The sequence below is a fragment of the Corynebacterium sp. MSK044 genome (assembly GCF_030232825.1).
In the GTDB taxonomy this organism is placed as follows: Bacteria; Actinomycetota; Actinomycetes; order Mycobacteriales; family Mycobacteriaceae; genus Corynebacterium.
On the sequence record NZ_JASPJJ010000001.1, the window covers coordinates 137815 to 153975 of the forward strand.

The 16161-nt window shown below is 60.8% G+C and carries 12 protein-coding genes; 9 read left to right on the forward strand and 3 right to left on the reverse strand.

Going from position 1 to position 16161, the window contains the following annotated elements; translation table 11 throughout:
• The first annotated feature begins 140 nt into the window (after positions 1–140).
• Together QP994_RS00650 and QP994_RS00655 are read left to right on the forward strand one after the other, a co-directional pair.
• Positions 141–842, forward strand: coding sequence for a DUF3043 domain-containing protein (locus QP994_RS00650; protein WP_284854487.1), 702 nt, complete (start codon positions 141–143; stop codon positions 840–842).
• Between the two features lie 8 nt (positions 843–850).
• Positions 851–1867, forward strand: coding sequence for a nicotinate-nucleotide--dimethylbenzimidazole phosphoribosyltransferase (locus QP994_RS00655; RefSeq protein WP_284854486.1), 1017 nt, complete (start codon positions 851–853; stop codon positions 1865–1867).
• A 9-nt stretch (positions 1868–1876) separates the two neighbouring features.
• Here QP994_RS00655 and QP994_RS00660 read toward each other — a convergent pair whose 3' ends face one another.
• Positions 1877–2986 (reverse strand): branched-chain amino acid aminotransferase, encoded by a 1110-nt coding sequence (locus QP994_RS00660; protein WP_284865003.1) that lies wholly within the window; start codon positions 2984–2986, stop codon positions 1877–1879.
• 95 nt (positions 2987–3081) lie between these two features.
• Between QP994_RS00660 and QP994_RS00665 the strand changes: the two genes are divergently transcribed.
• Positions 3082–4575: a leucyl aminopeptidase gene (locus QP994_RS00665; RefSeq protein WP_284865004.1), complete on the forward strand. Its 1494-nt coding sequence runs from the start codon at positions 3082–3084 to the stop codon at positions 4573–4575.
• A 303-nt stretch (positions 4576–4878) separates the two neighbouring features.
• Here QP994_RS00665 and QP994_RS00670 read toward each other — a convergent pair whose 3' ends face one another.
• Complete coding sequence (locus QP994_RS00670; protein ID WP_284854483.1) at positions 4879–5274, reverse strand: oxidoreductase; 396 nt, start codon at positions 5272–5274, stop codon at positions 4879–4881.
• Positions 5275–5392: 118 nt separating this feature from the next.
• Between QP994_RS00670 and sucB the strand changes: the two genes are divergently transcribed.
• From sucB to lipA, 6 genes are all read left to right on the forward strand, one after another.
• Positions 5393–7459, forward strand: coding sequence for a 2-oxoglutarate dehydrogenase, E2 component, dihydrolipoamide succinyltransferase (gene sucB, locus QP994_RS00675; protein WP_284865005.1), 2067 nt, complete (start codon positions 5393–5395; stop codon positions 7457–7459).
• A 157-nt stretch (positions 7460–7616) separates the two neighbouring features.
• Positions 7617–10472 carry an aminomethyl-transferring glycine dehydrogenase gene (gene gcvP, locus QP994_RS00680; protein WP_284865006.1) on the forward strand — a complete coding sequence of 952 codons (2856 nt, stop codon included), beginning with the start codon at positions 7617–7619 and terminating at the stop codon, positions 10470–10472.
• Between the two features lie 41 nt (positions 10473–10513).
• Positions 10514–11602 (forward strand): glycine cleavage system aminomethyltransferase GcvT, encoded by a 1089-nt coding sequence (gene gcvT, locus QP994_RS00685; protein WP_284865007.1) that lies wholly within the window; start codon positions 10514–10516, stop codon positions 11600–11602.
• Positions 11603–11604: 2 nt separating this feature from the next.
• Positions 11605–11994, forward strand: a complete 390-nt coding sequence (gene gcvH, locus QP994_RS00690) for a glycine cleavage system protein GcvH (RefSeq protein WP_284865008.1) — start codon at positions 11605–11607, stop codon at positions 11992–11994.
• Between the two features lie 27 nt (positions 11995–12021).
• Positions 12022–12756, forward strand: coding sequence for a lipoyl(octanoyl) transferase LipB (lipB, locus tag QP994_RS00695; RefSeq protein WP_284865009.1), 735 nt, complete (start codon positions 12022–12024; stop codon positions 12754–12756).
• 10 nt (positions 12757–12766) lie between these two features.
• Positions 12767–13855, forward strand: coding sequence for a lipoyl synthase (lipA, locus tag QP994_RS00700; protein WP_284865010.1), 1089 nt, complete (start codon positions 12767–12769; stop codon positions 13853–13855).
• Positions 13856–14029: 174 nt separating this feature from the next.
• On the opposite strand, the gene QP994_RS00705 is transcribed toward lipA, so the two are convergent.
• Positions 14030–16120: an acyl-CoA dehydrogenase family protein gene (locus tag QP994_RS00705; protein WP_284865011.1), complete on the reverse strand. Its 2091-nt coding sequence runs from the start codon at positions 16118–16120 to the stop codon at positions 14030–14032.
• Positions 16121–16161: the final 41 nt, after the last annotated feature.

A 16161-nucleotide genomic window follows, 5' to 3' on the forward strand; every position in this document is an offset into this window, starting at 1 on the left:
GGTCCCGAGCCTACGCTGGCTTCCCGTTCGGATGCTAGTCCACCCTAACTTGTCCAGGTGAGACCCCTTTGTACCCCATAACGCACGGGTCCCTGCCCCGTATTCCCAATCGGATGAATTGATTTTGTAGCCTAGAGAGCGTGAAACTCCCCTGGCAGAAATCTGATGCGCCCGAGGCGCCCGCGACTAACAGCTCCTCTACCGCTGAGCCCACCACAGCTAGCGAGTCGGAGAAGAAGCTGCCGAAGGGCTACACCCCACCGAAGGGACGCCCGACACCGAAGCGCCATGAGCAGGAGATCAAGCGTGGTGTTGTGCGTGATCCGAACGCGATGAGTCGAGCTCAGGCTTCCCAGAAGCGCAAGGAAATGAAAGCTTCCATGTCCAAGGAGGAGTGGAAGGAGTACAAGAAGCAGGAGCGCGCGCAGCGCCGTGCACAGAACAAGGACATCCAGGCGAAGATGGATGCTGGCGATGAGCGCTACTTGCTGGACCGCGATAAAGGTGAGGTCCGCCGCTACGTGCGTGACTGGGTTGATTCCAGGCGCTTCCTGTCCAACTTTGTCATGCCGGGTGCGCTTATCATGCTGGTGATCATGCTATTGGGCCAGTTCTTCCCGGAGGTTGCAGCGGCATTGTCAGTGGCTGCGATGGTGTTCATTCTTGCCACCTTCACGGAAGGCATCTTCATTGGCAAGCGCGCTAACAAGGCAGTGCGCGCCAAGTTCCCGGATTCCACGGAGACTGGTTTCGGTTTGGGCATGTATGCCGTTTCACGCGCTTTCCAGCCGCGTAACTGGCGCACACCGAAACCGCAGGTGGCTATCGGCGACAACGTCTAGGACTCACCGTGCGTTTCACTGACGGCTTCACTTTCCCTCCGGTCCCCTCCCCGGATCTGTCTGCACAAGCACGTGCGAAGGAAGCGATGACGCTCAACCCACGCGGTGCATCGTTTGGGCGTTTGGCCAGCATCGGCGCGTGGATGGCCGGGTGCCAGGGTGAGGCTCCTCCACGCCCAATCAAAACGTCACGTGTCATCATTTTCGCCGGTGATCACGGGATAGCTGAGCGTGGTGTGTCCGCGTTTACCCCGGAGGCGTCTCTTGTCCAGGCGGAGGAAATTAACTCTGGCGCGGCCCCCGTCAACACCTTGGCGCAGCGCGCAGACGCGTCGGTGCACTTGGTTGATGTGAGTCTGAACCATGACGCCGCAGCCATTCGTTCAGGTTCCGGCGGCATTGATGTCACCGATGCGATGACGGAAGAAGAATTCCTTGCCGCCGCGGAGCTCGGTGCCGCCACGGCGGATCGGGAGATTGATTCTGGCGTTGACCTGCTGGTCGCCGGTGACCTCGGCGTAGCCAATACGACGGTCGCCGCCGCCGTTTTAGGCACGCTCACCTTCACTGAACCGGTTGTCGCTGTGGGACGCGGCAGCGGGATCAATGATGAGGTGTGGAAGGTCAAGGTTGCTGCGGTGCGCGACGCCATGTTCCGCGCACGTGGTTTCCGGGATGATGTTGCGCGCGTTCTGCAAGCCATCTCCGCGCCGGACTTCGTTGCGCTTACCGCGTTCATTGCGCAATGCGCGGTGCGGCGTACACCCGTGCTTATCGACGGCGCCTACACCGCCCTCGCCGCCTACGTCGCCGAACGTGTTGCACCGGGCACCAAACAGTGGCTCATTGCGGGGCAGGTCAGCCCCGAGCCATGCACCACTATTTGTGTGCAGGCACTCGACCTGACACCGGTGGCCACGCTGAACATGTCCACCGGCCAAGGTGCTGGCGCTGCGGCGGTTCTGCCACTAATCATCTCCGCCGTTGAGCTGGTCGGCGATGAGATGCGCAGCGAAACCCCCTAAGCGTTCCGCCTACTTCGCAGGAACGAGGATGTGCAGCCACCCGTGGGTGTCTTCGAATTCACCACGCTGGATGGAGGTCAGGCGCTCACGCATCTTCATGGTGATCTCCCCTGCGTCGTTGCCATTGATAGTGAAGTCGACGTTATTGCCCACAACGTGCCCCACCGGGGTAATCACTGCGGCGGTACCGCACGCCATGGTTTCGGTTATGGCGCCGGAGGCCACGTCGTTCTTCCAGTCCTCAACAGAGATACGGGCTTCTTCGGTGGCGTAACCAAGGTCCTGCGCGACCTGCAGCAGGGACTGGCGTGTAATACCGGGCAGCAAGGAGCCGGACAGGGCTGGAGTGACCACCTTGGCGTCATCGCCGGAGCCGTATACGAACATGAGGTTCATGCCGCCCATTTCTTCGATGTACTTGCGCTCAATCGCATCAAGCCACACAACCTGATCACAGCCCTTCTCCTCTGCCTGCGCCTGAGCAAGCAGAGAAGCAGCGTAGTTACCAGCGAATTTGGCAGCACCGGTTCCACCCGGCGCGGCACGAACATAGTCCTCGCTGATCCACACCTTGACGGGGCTCACACCACCGGAGAAGTAGGCACCCGCCGGCGAAGCGATGAGGATATAGGTGTAGCTATCTGACGGGTGAACGCCCAGGCCTACCTGTGTGGAAATCATGAACGGACGCAGGTACAGGGATGCTTCCCCACCAGCGGCGGGCACCCAGTCCTGGTCGATGTCCACGAGTTGACGCAGGGACTCAATAAACACATCCTCCGGCAGCTCCGGCATGGCCAGGCGCTCTGCGGAGCGCTGCATGCGCTGCGCGTTCTGCTCCGGTCGGAAGGTCACAATGGTGCCATCGGCATGGCGGTAGGCCTTCAGGCCTTCGAAGATGGCCTGGCCGTAGTGGAACACCATGCTGGCCGGGTCAAAAGAGAGATTTTCATAGGGGCGGACCTGCGCGTTGTGCCAGCCCTTGTCTTCGGTCCAGTCAATGGTGACCATGTGGTCGGTGAACTGCCTGCCAAACGCAGGGTTGGCAAGGATAGCGGCGCGCTCTTCAGCGGTGGCCGGGTTTTCATTCTTGGTCACGGTGAATTCCAGCTGTGTCATGCCTTTGAAGCATACTCCGCGGGTGAATACCACCAGCGTCAGTAGTATCGGGGCCAAGAAGAAAGACCTTTATTACAAGGAGGATCCAGCACCCCATGACTGTTTTGCCCCATTTCACTGACGTCTTGCCCTCGCACGGCCGTCTCGCACAGATCGAGTTTGCTATCGACGTTCCCGAGGGCGCCGCGCGCATCATCCCGGTGTCAGCCGGTGAGGGCCTGGAGCTGCCAGTCTCCCAGCTGACCACGGAGGGTCTCCTTGATGCATTGGAGGCTCTTGGCGCGAAAGGTTCCGCAGGTGAAGTGACCAAGACTGTGGTGGACGGCACTCTGTTCATTGCTGTGGGTCTGGGTGATACCGATGGGCCGCATTCCACCGAAACTGCCGTGCGCCGCGCGATGGGTGCTGCTGCACGTGCACTCAAGGGCTCGGAGCACGCTGTTGTGACTGCCGATTTTGGTGTCCGTCCCGTGGTGGAGGGTCTCCTGCTGGGCGGGTACGCCTACGAGGGCCTGAAAACCAAGGACAACACAGACGGGGATGAGACGAACAACTCCACGCTCGTCACCGTCGTGGGCAAAAAAGAGGACCACGCTGACTTCGAGGCTGCTGTGAGCATCTGCCACGCAGTGGCACTCGCCCGTGATCTAGTGAACACCCCCTCCAACCTGCTCTACCCCGCCAACTATGCAGAGCTCGCACGCACCGTGGGTGAAGCAGCTGGTCTGACAGTGGAGGTCCTCGACGAGAAGGACCTGGAGGACAAGGGTTTCGGCGGCATCACGGCCGTGGGCCAGGGATCGGACAACCCACCGCGCTTGGTACACCTGACCTGGGCACCGGAGGGTGCTGAGACGTCGGTGGCGCTCGTCGGCAAAGGCATCACCTTTGATACCGGCGGTATCTCCCTGAAGCCGGCGTCCGGCATGGAGCAGATGGTCATGGACATGGGCGGTTCTGCTGCTGTGCTTGCCGCCACGTGTGCTGCCGCTGCGTTGAATGTACCGGTCCGTATTGATGCGTGGATGGCCATGGCGGAGAACATGCCGTCTGGTTCGGCCCAGCGCCCCGGCGATGTGATTACCCATTACGGGGGGATCACCAGCGAAGTGATCAATACCGATGCGGAGGGCCGTTTGGTTCTGGCCGATGCGATTGCGCGGGCCAGTGAGGACAACCCGGACTACCTCATCGAAACCTCCACGCTCACCGGTGCGCAGATGGTGGCGCTGGGTAAGCGCACCTTCGGCGTCATGGGTTCGGACGAGTTGCGCGATGCCATCGCAGAAACTGCCCGTGAACTAGACGAGCCGGGATGGGCAATGCCGATGTTGGAAGAGCACGATGAGGAGATTAAGTCCGCCGTCGCTGACATCAAGAACACCAACCCGGACCGCTTCGGCGGGATGGAGTTCGCCGCCACATACCTAGCCATGTTCGTGGGTGAAGGTATCCAGTGGGCGCATATCGACGTTGCCAGCCCCGCCTGGAACACCGGCGGCGCCTACGGCTTCACGCCGGCCCGCGCAACGGGTGTACCAGTCCGCACCATCGTGGATACGCTCACGCAGCTGGCCGCTAAGAAGTAAAAAGTGTGTCTGCCACCGTGGCCACCGTGGAGGATGAAGGGGACCAGGGGATCCTTGGCCGCTTTCCTTCTCCGGGGGTGTGTAAAAATTTACAACGCGAAAAATCGGCTCGAATGAAACCCCTGGTAGACAATTTCTACAGCTCAATAGTTTCCGGCGCAATGTAAGATTTTACACCGGGAATGGGCACCCAAGGCTAACCGTGGCACAGGAGCGCCAGGCCCTAGTTGTTTGCAAGTGTGTCTCCAGCGGGTTAGATGCACTTTTTGCTACCTAACCCCAGCTTTCTGCCGAGTAGAACCTCTACGAATTAGGGTCCTCGCCGCGCTCAAACTTAGCGCGACGTTCCCTTTGTTCAGCCCTCTTGCGCAGGATGCGCTCCTGTTCAATGCGTTTGCGCATGCGGTCGGGGTAGCCGGTCTCTTCGACGTCGTAAAGCGGAATGCCCAGCAACTTGCTCACCGCATCAATTCCCTTCGGACCCCCAATTTTGCGGCGCGTGTACTCCCCATTTTCAGCGACGAGCACGACAGACATCTCATTAACCATCGTCTCCGGCTCAACAAACCCCTCCACGAACCCTTTATCCGCCACCCACGCCTTCAGATACTGGGCATCTTCCGGGCGCACGGTCTCCCCCGGACCACGCGGCGGCTTGAAAGCAGAGGGCTTCTTGCGGGAGCCAAAGAGATTAAACACGCACCACATCTTATGCCACGTGATTCCCAACCCCTCACTATTCGAACACGAAAATGGCGAAGCGGGTACGCTAGGTGCGGATAAACGTCTGCAAAGTTGTAGAGGAGACTCAAACATAATGGCTCACTCAGTTGAGATGCCCGAGCTGGGCGAATCGGTCACCGAAGGCACCATCACCACCTGGCTGAAGTCTGTTGGTGACACTGTTGAGGTCGACGAACCGCTGCTCGAGGTCTCCACAGACAAGGTCGACACGGAAATTCCCTCCCCTGTATCGGGTGTTCTGCTTGAGATTAAGGCAGAGGAAGATGACACCGTTGAGGTGGGTTCCGTCATCGCCATCGTGGGGGACGCGGATGAGAAGCCGTCCTCCGATGACTCCGGCGATTCCGCCAAGGCCAACGAACCTGCCGAGGAAGAGCCGAAGGCAGAGGAACCGAAGGAAGAAGCTCCGTCTGCCGGCTCCGGCGACGCCACCGATGTGGAGATGCCAGAGCTGGGCGAATCGGTCACCGAAGGCACCATCACCACCTGGCTGAAGTCTGTTGGTGACACTGTCGAGGTCGACGAACCGCTGCTCGAGGTCTCCACAGACAAGGTCGATACCGAAATCCCATCCCCGGTTGCAGGCACCATCGTGGAAATCCTCGCCGAGGAAGACGACACCATCGAAGTCGGCGCAGTCATCGCCCGCATCGGCGACGCCAACGCAGCACCCGCCAAGGAAAAGCCAAAGGCAGACGAGCCCAAGGCCGACGAACCTGCCGAGGAAGAGCCGAAGGCAGAGGAACCGAAGGAAGAAGCTCCGTCTGCCGGCTCCGGCGACGCCACCGATGTGGAGATGCCAGAGCTGGGCGAATCGGTCACCGAAGGCACCATCACCACCTGGCTGAAGTCTGTTGGTGACACTGTCGAGGTCGACGAACCGCTGCTCGAGGTCTCCACCGACAAGGTCGACACCGAAATCCCATCCCCGGTTGCAGGCACCATCGTGGAAATCCTCGCCGAGGAAGACGACACCATCGAAGTCGGCGCAGTCATCGCCCGCATCGGCGACGCCAACGCAGCACCCACCAAGGAAAAGCCGAAGGCAGACGCGCCCAAGGCCGACGAACCTGCCGAGGAAGAGCCGAAGGCAGAGGAACCGAAGGAAGAAGCTCCGAAGCAGGAAGAGAAGCCTGCCGAGGCACCGAAGGCAGAGGCACCGAAGACTGAGGCACCGAAGACCGTGGACAACGGTGGCAAGGTTCCGTACGTCACTCCGCTGGTGCGCAAGCTCGCAGAGAAGCATGGCGTGGACCTGAACAGCATTGAGGGCACCGGTGTTGGCGGGCGCATCCGTAAGCAGGATGTCATCGCTGCTGCTGAGGGTGGCTCACCTACTGCATCTGGTGCTGCTGAGGCCAAGGATTCTGGTCAGCGTGCACGTTGGTCCACCAAGTCCGTGGATGCGGCTAAGGCTGAGCTCATCGGCACCACGCAGAAGGTCAACCGTATCCGTGAGATCACGGCTTCCAAGATGGTTGAGTCGCTGCAGACCACTGCACAGCTCACCCACGTCCAGGAGGCAGACGTCACTCGCGTCGCGGAGCTGAGGAAGAGTGTGAAGCCGGCATTCGTCGATAAGCATGGCGTGAACATCACGTACCTGCACTTCTTTGTGAAGGCCACGGCCGAGGCATTGGTGCAGCACCCGAACGTCAATGCGTCCTACAACGCGGAGACCAAGGAGATCACCTACCACGACACGGTCAACATTGGCATCGCTGTGGATACCCCGCAGGGCCTGCTGGTTCCGGTGCTGAAGAATGCTCAGGACATGTCTCTGGCTGATATTGCCAAGGGCATTGCGGATCTGGCTGAGCGTGCACGCAACAAGAAGCTGCGTCCGTCTGACCTGGCCGGCGCAACCTTCACGGTGTCCAACATTGGCTCCGAGGGTGCACTGCTAGATACCCCGATCCTCACCCCGCCGCAGGCCGGCATCCTGGGCACCGCCGCTATTCAGAAGCGTCCGGTGATTGTGACGGAGGAGGGCATCGACTCGATTGCTATCCGCCAGATGTGCTACCTGCCATTCACCTACGACCACCAGCTGGTTGATGGTGCGGATGCAGGTCGCTTCGTGTCCACTATCGTGGACCGCATTGAGGTGGGCGACTTCGAGGATGATCTGGACCTCTAGAGTTTCGCTTCCTATTAAGTAAGTGCCGGCTCCCCGTCGTGGGGCCGGCACTTTTCATGTTGTGAACTCCCTTTGAGGTTCTCTGCACGCTCACATGAGAGAGTCTCTACACTTGTTCAGTGATCGCAACTAACTACATGCAAGGAGTGCAGTCAGCGTGGATTACATCTCTCGCCATATCGGTCCGACGGATAGCGAACGCGCAAAGATGCTCGACATCGTGGGGTACGGCTCGATTCAGGAGCTTGTCGACGCAGCGATGCCGGCAGGAATTCTTGCCAAACAGCCGTTGAACCTTCCGCCCGCATTGACGGAGAAGGAAGCGCAGAACCGCCTGCGTGAGCTGGCTGCTAAGAACACGGTGCTGCGCGCCTTCTATGGCCAGGGCTACTCCTCCACTGTGACTCCGCCGGTGATTCGCCGTGGCGTGGTGGAAGATGCTGGCTGGTACACGGCCTATACGCCGTACCAGCCGGAGATTTCACAGGGCCGCCTTGAGGCACTGCTGAACTTCCAGACGATGGTGCAGGACCTGACTGGTCTGCCGATGGCGAATGCGTCGCTGCTGGATGAGGCTTCCGCGGTGGCTGAAGCCATTGGTCTCATGGCACGTGCGGTGAAAAAGGGCCGCCGTGTCTTGCTGGATTCTCGCCTGCACCCGCAGGTGATCAATGTTGCTGCGGAGCGTGCTCGCGCACTCGACCTTGAGGTTGAGGTCACCGCACTGGATTCCAACCTCGTGGGAGAGGACTTTGTTGGTGTTGTGATCGCATATCCGGGCACGGAGGGCGACATTGCTGATCCACGCCCGGTGATCGAGGCCATCCATTCCCGCGGTGGTCTGGCCACCGTTGTGGCGGATCCGTTGGCGCTGCTGCTCTTGGAAGCCCCGGGCACGATGGGCGCAGACATTGCTGTGGGCACCACCCAACGCTTCGGTGTGCCACTGTTCTACGGTGGCCCGCACGCCGCATACATGGCTGTGACGGACAAGCTGAAGCGCCAGATGCCTGGCCGCCTGGTCGGTGTGTCCGTCGACGCGGAGGGTTACCCTGCCTACCGCTTGTCCCTGCAGACTCGTGAGCAGCACATTCGCCGTGAGAAGGCGACCTCCAATATTTGTACCGCCCAGGCGCTGCTCGCGGTCACTGCCTCCATGTACGCCGTGTACCACGGCCCGGAAGGCCTCAAGAAGATCGCGCAGGCGGTGCATGAGTGGGCGGGGCGCTTCGCGCGCTCGATAAGCGCCGGCGGCCTTGACGTGAAGCACGAGAAGTTCTTTGACACGGTAGCTGTCTCTGTGCCTGGCCGTGCGCAGCAGATTGTGGATGACCTGGCGGAAAGCGGCTACCTGGTGCGCGCGATTGATGCGGACACCGTCGGCGTGAGCTTTGGCGAAGACACTGATGAGGCTGATCTGGTGGCACTGCTCGCTGGCTTTGGCATCAAGGATGCGCCGGCTACTGATGCAAGCTCGCACCTGCCGCAGGAGCTGGAGCGCACCACGGATCTGCTCACACACGAGGTGTTCAACACCCACCACTCCGAGACGATGATGATGCGCTACATTCGCTCGCTCGGTGACAAGGATCTGGCGCTGGATCGCACGATGATTCCGCTGGGCTCCTGCACGATGAAGCTCAACCCGACTGCAGGCCTGGAGGCCATCACCTGGCCGGGCTTTGCCAATGTCCACCCGTTCACGCCGGACAAGTACACGGAAGGCTGGCGCGAGCTCATCGATGAGCTGACGGGCTGGCTCGTGGAGATCACTGGCTACGACGCAGTGTCTGTCCAGCCAAACTCCGGCGCAACGGGCGAGCTCGCCGGCCTGCTGGCTATGCGTCGCTACCACGTGGCAAACGGCGACACCGAGCGCGATATCTGCCTCATCCCGGCATCCGCGCACGGCACGAACGCGGCGTCCGCAACGCTGGCAAACCTGCGCGTCGTGGTTGTGGCAACCGCACCGGATGGCTCCATTGACATGGAGGACCTGGACAAGAAGCTGGAGCAGTACGGCGACCACGTTGCTGCCATCATGATCACCTACCCGTCCACCCACGGTGTGTACGAGGACACGGTGAAAGAGGTGGCTGACAAGGTCCACGCTGTTGGTGGCCAGGTCTACATCGACGGCGCCAACATGAACGCACTGACTGGTCTGGCCCGTCCGGGTGATTTCGGTGGTGACTGCAGCCACCTGAACCTGCACAAGACCTTTACCATCCCGCACGGTGGTGGTGGCCCGGGCGTTGGCCCGATTGGTGTGGGCGCCCACCTGGCACCGTTCCTGCCGTCTGATCCGCAGGCAGTGGATGGCAGCAATGCTGGCGATGAGGCCCCGCAGGGTGCTGGTGTGCCGATCGCAGCAACCACCTACGGTTCGGCTGGTGTACTCCCGATTTCTTGGGCGTACATCGCCATGTCCGGCGCTGACGGCCTGGCGTCTGCAACCCGCAACGCCATCCTCAACGCCAACTACGTAGCACATGAGCTCAATGATTCCTTCCCGGTCCTCTACACAGGCAACGCTGGCCTGGTGGGCCACGAGTGCATCATTGACCTGCGCGAGATCACCGAGCAGTCTGGCGTAACTGCCGCTGATGTGGCTAAGCGTCTGGTGGATTACGGCTTCCACGCCCCCACACTGGCATTCCCGGTGGCCGGCACTCTCATGATTGAGCCAACTGAGTCCGAGGATCTGGAGGAGCTCAACCGCTTCATCACCGCAATGCGTTCTATTCGCGCGGAGATCCAGGAGATCATCGACGGCAAGGTTGCCTACGAGAACTCCGTGGTCCACCACGCACCATTCACCGCCCGCAGCCTCATCGCGGGTGACTGGGACTACCAGTTCAGCCGCCAAAAGGCCGCCTACCCAGTGGACACCCTGCTGACCAACAAGTACTTCCCGCCAGTGCGTCGTATCGACGAGGCTTATGGTGACCGCAACCTCGTGTGCGCCTGCCCGCCGCCGGAAGCCTTCGACATTGAGCAGCCCGAAGCCTAACCACCGCTGTTGAACACGGATTAAGACAAGGAGTAACTGATATGCCGCAATCACCTTTGTTTGCCACCCATGAGAAGTTGGGGGCACACTTCACTGACTTTGGTGGCTGGACTATGCCGCTGAAGTACGGCAAGGAGCTCGAAGAACACCGCGCTGTGCGCGAGGGCGTGGGTATCTTCGACCTGTCCCACATGGGCGAGATTGATGTGAAGGGCCCTGAAGCAGGCGCGTTCCTGGATTACGCACTGATTTCTTCCATGTCCAACCTGCAGGTTGGCAAGGCGAAGTACTCCATGATCGTCAACGAGGATGGTGGCATCCTGGATGATTTGATCACCTACAAGTTCACTGATGACCACTACCTCGTCGTTCCCAACGCGGGGAACTCGGATGTGGTGTGGGCTGCGTTCCAGGAGCGCGTAGGCAGCTTCGATGTGGAGATCCGCAATGATTCTCAGGCTATCGGGCTCGTCGCAGTGCAAGGTCCGCGCTCACTCGAGGTGCTCGAACCGCTTCTCGACGGCTCCCCGGCCGACCTCGCCTACTACTCCGGCGCCTGGATGAACCTGAACGCAACTAACGGTCAGACCGTTGAGGTCTTCGTTGCCCGCACCGGCTACACGGGTGAGGACGGCTTCGAGCTGTTCTGCCAGAACGAGGACGCTCAGGCCGTGTGGGATTCTGTCATCGAGCACGGCACTCCGTGTGGCTTGGCAGCGCGTGACTCCCTGCGCCTGGAAGCTTCCATGCCGCTTTACGGCCATGAGCTCTCCCTGGCCATCACTCCAGTGGAAGCCGGCATGAGCCGTGCCTTTGCCAAGAAGGAAGCTGATTTCGTGGGCAAGGCCGCTCTGACTGGCCGCGAGCCGTCCGTGGTCATTGCTGGCCTAACCTCGGAGGAACGCCGTGCAGCCCGTGAAGGCGCGGCAATCTTCCTCGCCGGTACGGACGAGCAGATTGGCACCGTCACCTCTGGTCAGCCCTCCCCCACTTTGGGCCACCCGGTAGCTTTGGCGCACATTGCGCCCAACCATGCCACTGTGGGAACTAAGGTGGATGTGGACATCCGGGGTAAGCGGTATGCCTACACCATCAGCGAGACCCCCTTCTACTCCCGAAAGGACAAGTAACCATGTCTGATCTGCCCCAGGAATTTTCCTACTCCGAGGACCACGAATGGATCAACGCCGCTGCTGATGCAGTGGTAGGCAACACCGTGCGCATCGGCATCACCTCTGTTGCTACGGAGCGTCTCGGTGAGATCGTTTTTGCTGAGCTGCCGGCTGTCGGCGACACCGTGGAAGCTGGTGAGACGTGTGGTGAGGTCGAGTCCACCAAGTCTGTCTCCGACCTGTACTCCCCTGTCACCGGCACCGTCACCGCTGTCAACGAGGAGATCGAGGACAACTACGAGACGATCAACGACGATCCGTTCGGTGAAGGCTGGCTGTTCGAGGTTGAGGTCGAGTCCGCTGGTCCGCTCATGACTGCTGATGAGTACGCTGCCGCCAACGGCGTCTAAGCCTCCGCGGGGGCTACCATGTAGTGCATGACAGCTCCCCGCGAACCATTCTTCCCGGCCGATAGGTCAATCCGAGCCTCAGATTCCCCACTTGATGTGCGGGAACTGGGGCTTGTTGATTATGAGGAGACGTGGCACCTCCAGGCCGAACTCGCCGCGCAGCGCGCCGATGACACCATCGGTGACACTCTCCTCGTGCTCCAACACCCCAGCACGTACACCGCCGGGAAGCGCACACAGCCGGAGGATATGCCGGACAATGGGCTGCCCGTCGTTGAGGTCGACCGTGGTGGCCGCATCACCTGGCATGGTGAAGGCCAGCTGGTGGTCTACCCCATCATCAAACTCTCCGACCCCGTCGACGTTGTGGACTTCGTGCGTCGCATCGAAGAAGCCATGCTCGCCACCATCCGCGAGTTTGGTGTGGAAAAGGCCGGGCGTGTCGACGGCCGCTCCGGCGTCTGGGTCCCCGCCGACGAATACCGCCGCGACCGCAAAGTGGCCCAGATTGGCATCCGCATCACACGCGGTGTGACCATGCACGGTTTGTCCATCAACTGCAATAACACTCTGGACTACTTCGGGCACATCGTGGCCTGTGGCATTAACGACGCGGACGTGACCACGCTTAGCCTCGAAACGGGGCGGGAAGTGACGCCGGGGGATGTGGCGCCGAATGTCGTCGATAAGCTGGCCAGCGCTTTTAGCGGCGAGCTGCAGGTAGCGGACCACGCAATCGCTTCTGGCAACGCCAAGGGATAAGGTGGACCGCGTGACTGCAGCAAATGAAGGACGCAAGCTACGCCGAGTAGAAAAGCGCAACGCGCAAACCCCGATCGAATCCAAGCCACGCTGGATCCGCAACGCGGTGAAAACCGGCCCCGAATACGAGGACATGCGCCGCAAGGTTAAGGGCGCTTCGCTGCACACCGTGTGCCAAGAAGCTGGCTGCCCCAACATCCATGAGTGTTGGGAATCCCGCGAGGCCACCTTCCTTATCGGTGGAGCCAACTGCTCCCGCCGCTGTGACTTCTGCCAGATCAACTCCGCGAAGCCGGAGCCGCTGGACGTGGAAGAACCGCAGCGCGTCGCGGAATCCGTGCGCGAGATGCAGCTGAACTACTCCACCATCACCGGCGTGACCCGCGATGACCTGGAAGATGAAGGCGCCTGGTTGTACGCCGAGGTTGTACGCAAGATCCACGAGCTCAACCCGCACACCGGCGTGGAAAACCTCACCCCGGACTTCTCCGGCAAGCCCGATCTGCTGGCTCAGGTCTTCGAAGCCGAGCCGGAGGTGTTCGCCCACAATCTGGAGACAGTCCCGCGCATCTTCAAACGCATCCGCCCTGCCTTCCGCTACGACCGTTCACTGGAGGTCATTCGTGCAGCGCGTGACTACGGTCTGATCACCAAATCCAACCTCATCCTCGGCATGGGTGAAACCCGTGAGGAGGTCTTGCAGGCACTGGAGGACATGCAGGATGCCGGCACTGACATCATCACCATCACCCAGTACCTGCGCCCCGGCCCGCAGTTCCACCCGATTGAACGCTGGGTGAAGCCGGAGGAGTTCATCGAGTACCGCGACGCTGCTTATGACATGGGCTTCGCTGCCGTCATGTCCGGCCCGCTCGTCCGTTCCTCCTACCGCGCCGGCAAGCTCTACGTCGAAGCCATGAAATTCCACGGCCGCGAACTGCCGGAGAACCTCAAGCACCTCGCGGAGACCTCCCAGGGCGCCACCGACCAGGAAGCAGAGACCCTGCTGAACAAGTACGGCCCGTCCCAGGACACCCCCGTCGTGTCCGCTGGTCGCCCGGCAGTCGGGCTTGGCTTGCCGGGCATCGGCGCTAAGTAGGGTCTAGCGAGCCTCCTTCAGCGCCAAATCCAGCTTTTAAGAACCAGCTTATCGGCCCAAAACGGGTCAAAAGCTGGATCTGAAAAGCGGGTTTTACACAGAACGGCCCCCACCCAAGAGCAGTTCAGTTTCTCGGGTGGGGGCTGCTGCGTTAGTAGAGGCTAGCGGTAAGCCTTACTTCTTAGACACCGGGATGTTGGAGCCGATCTTCCAGGCATCCGGGTTGTCGCGGCTGATGTCCGTGCCGCCATCCTTGAACAGCGGACGGTCCAAAACCACAGACGGGATATCAAAGGCGTCCACGAGGACCTCAGACCATGGGCCGAGGGAGTCGACCAGGTCATTGATCGCGGCGCGAGCAGCCTTGACGCGGCCGGAGGAGATAACGTTCTGCTCCTGGTACCAGCCAGCGTTGCGGATGATGGTGTCAAACACGAACAGGTGACGCACCTGCTCAAACACTGCGCGCTCAGGAGAGCCGACCGGCAGGGAGCGCTCAGCCTCGATCATTGCCTGAACCATGAGGTTCTCAATGTAGGCCCATGCGGCGTTGAGCATGTGGTCCTGTGCCTTATCAATGACCTTTGCGCCTTCTTCACGGGACAGCTTGCGTGCGCCCTGGATACGGCGGATCAGGGAGCGCATGACCAGCTGCTCGCGGAGCTGGACAACTTTGAGCTGGTAGTCAGCGTCGAAGAGCGATGCTTCCTCGCCGGAGAAGGTGTCCACCACGGTCTGAACAGTCGAGCCCAGGCCAGCGCGGCTGCGGACGATGTCACTGACGTTGGTGGCAGCGAACTTCACAATGTCCATGGCGGATGGGTTAGCCAGCTCACTGGTGTACGCGGTGAGCAGGTTCTTGCCGGCCAGCTGCAGCAGAACGGTGTTGTCGCCCTCGAACGTGTTGTACACGTCTGTGTCTGCGCGGAAGGTGGTCAGGAGGTTCTCCGACATGAAGCCGGCACCACCACATGCCTCACGGCACTCCTGGATGGTGTCGGCTGCGTGCTCGGTTGCCATTGCCTTGAAGGCTGCAGCCAAGGTTTCCATCTCGCGGGAGGCGAGCTCTTGCTGCTTGGTCGGGTTGGTCACAGACCACTCACCCGTTGCCTGGCGGGAAGTCTGATCCGCATAACGCTGGGTCAGCTGATTCTGCAGGATCTGGATGGCGTAGGTGCGAGCCAGCGGAATGATCAGGCGGCGACGGTGCGCGCGGTAATCAATCAGCTTGTCCTCAGTACCAGTGTCGCCGTAGTCGAACTGGCGACGCTGGTGTGCGTACTTCACTGCGATAGCCAGGGAGGACTTAGTGGCACCTGCGCCAGCAGCACCCACGGCGATACGTCCACGAATCAGGGTGCCCAGCATGGTGAAGAAGCGGCGGTTCTTGGACTCGATCGGGGAGGTGTAGTTGCCTTCCTCGTCGACGTCACCGAATTGGTTGAGCAGCGCCTCACGCGGGATGCGGACGTTGTCGAAGGTCAAGGTGCCGTTATCGACGCCGAGGAGGCCGCCCTTGTGGCCGTGGTCGCCGATAACAACGCCTTCAACCGGGGAACCATCATCCTCGCGGATGCGCACCACGAAGCAGTGCACGCCGTGGGACTCTTCCTCGCCCGGGGTGTACAGCTGAGCAAAGACAGCGGACCAACGGCCATCACGCGCGGTGTTGCCAATGTAGACCTTGGTGGCGGATGGAGTCGGAGTGTTGATGACAAACTCCTTGGTCTCCGGGTCATAGGTAGCCGTGGTCTCCAAATCCTGAACGTTGGAGCCGTGGCCGCGCTCGGTCATGCCGTACGAGCCAAGCTTGGACAGGTCCATCGCGCCCTGCGCGTATTCGCGGTGACGCTCGGTGCCCAGCACGTCAACAGCGCCACCCCACAGGCCGAACTGCACACCAGACTTAATAGCCAGGGAGCCATTGAACTGGCCCAGCAGGTCCAGGCCCAAGATACCCACGTGGGCCTCACCAGAGCCACCGTTGGCCTTGGAGAAGGCAGTCTGCATCATGCCGGAGGTGGCCACCATCTTGACCTTCTCCAGCAGCGCTGCGCGGATCTCCTCGATGGAGCCCTCGATCATCGGCAGAGCTTCTTCGCGGTTGAGCTGCTCGCGGATGTTGTCCTTCTCGGTCTCCCACGCGCCGTCGAGAAGCGACTTCAGCTTGCCCGCAACAGCGGTGTCTGGAGTTTCCGGAAGAGTCTGCGGTGAGCGGGACTCCGGCTTGGCCTTACGGCCACCTTTTTCTTCAGGAGAGGTCATAGGTTCTCATTCCTTTACTGACGAAGAGATTGACGGGGATG

Bases quoted from the DNA above. Each gene is read 5' to 3' on its own strand.
- QP994_RS00660 (WP_284865003.1), bottom strand. From the start codon at position 2,986: ATGACACAGCTGGAATTCACCGTGACCAAGAATGAAAACCCGGCCACC.
- QP994_RS00705 (WP_284865011.1), bottom strand. From the start codon at position 16,120: ATGACCTCTCCTGAAGAAAAAGGTGGCCGTAAGGCCAAGCCGGAGTCC.
- gcvT (WP_284865007.1), top strand. From the start codon at position 10,514: ATGCCGCAATCACCTTTGTTTGCCACCCATGAGAAGTTGGGGGCACAC.
- lipB (WP_284865009.1), top strand. From the start codon at position 12,022: ATGACAGCTCCCCGCGAACCATTCTTCCCGGCCGATAGGTCAATCCGA.
- QP994_RS00665 (WP_284865004.1), top strand. From the start codon at position 3,082: ATGACTGTTTTGCCCCATTTCACTGACGTCTTGCCCTCGCACGGCCGT.
- sucB (WP_284865005.1), top strand. From the start codon at position 5,393: ATGGCTCACTCAGTTGAGATGCCCGAGCTGGGCGAATCGGTCACCGAA.
- gcvH (WP_284865008.1), top strand. From the start codon at position 11,605: ATGTCTGATCTGCCCCAGGAATTTTCCTACTCCGAGGACCACGAATGG.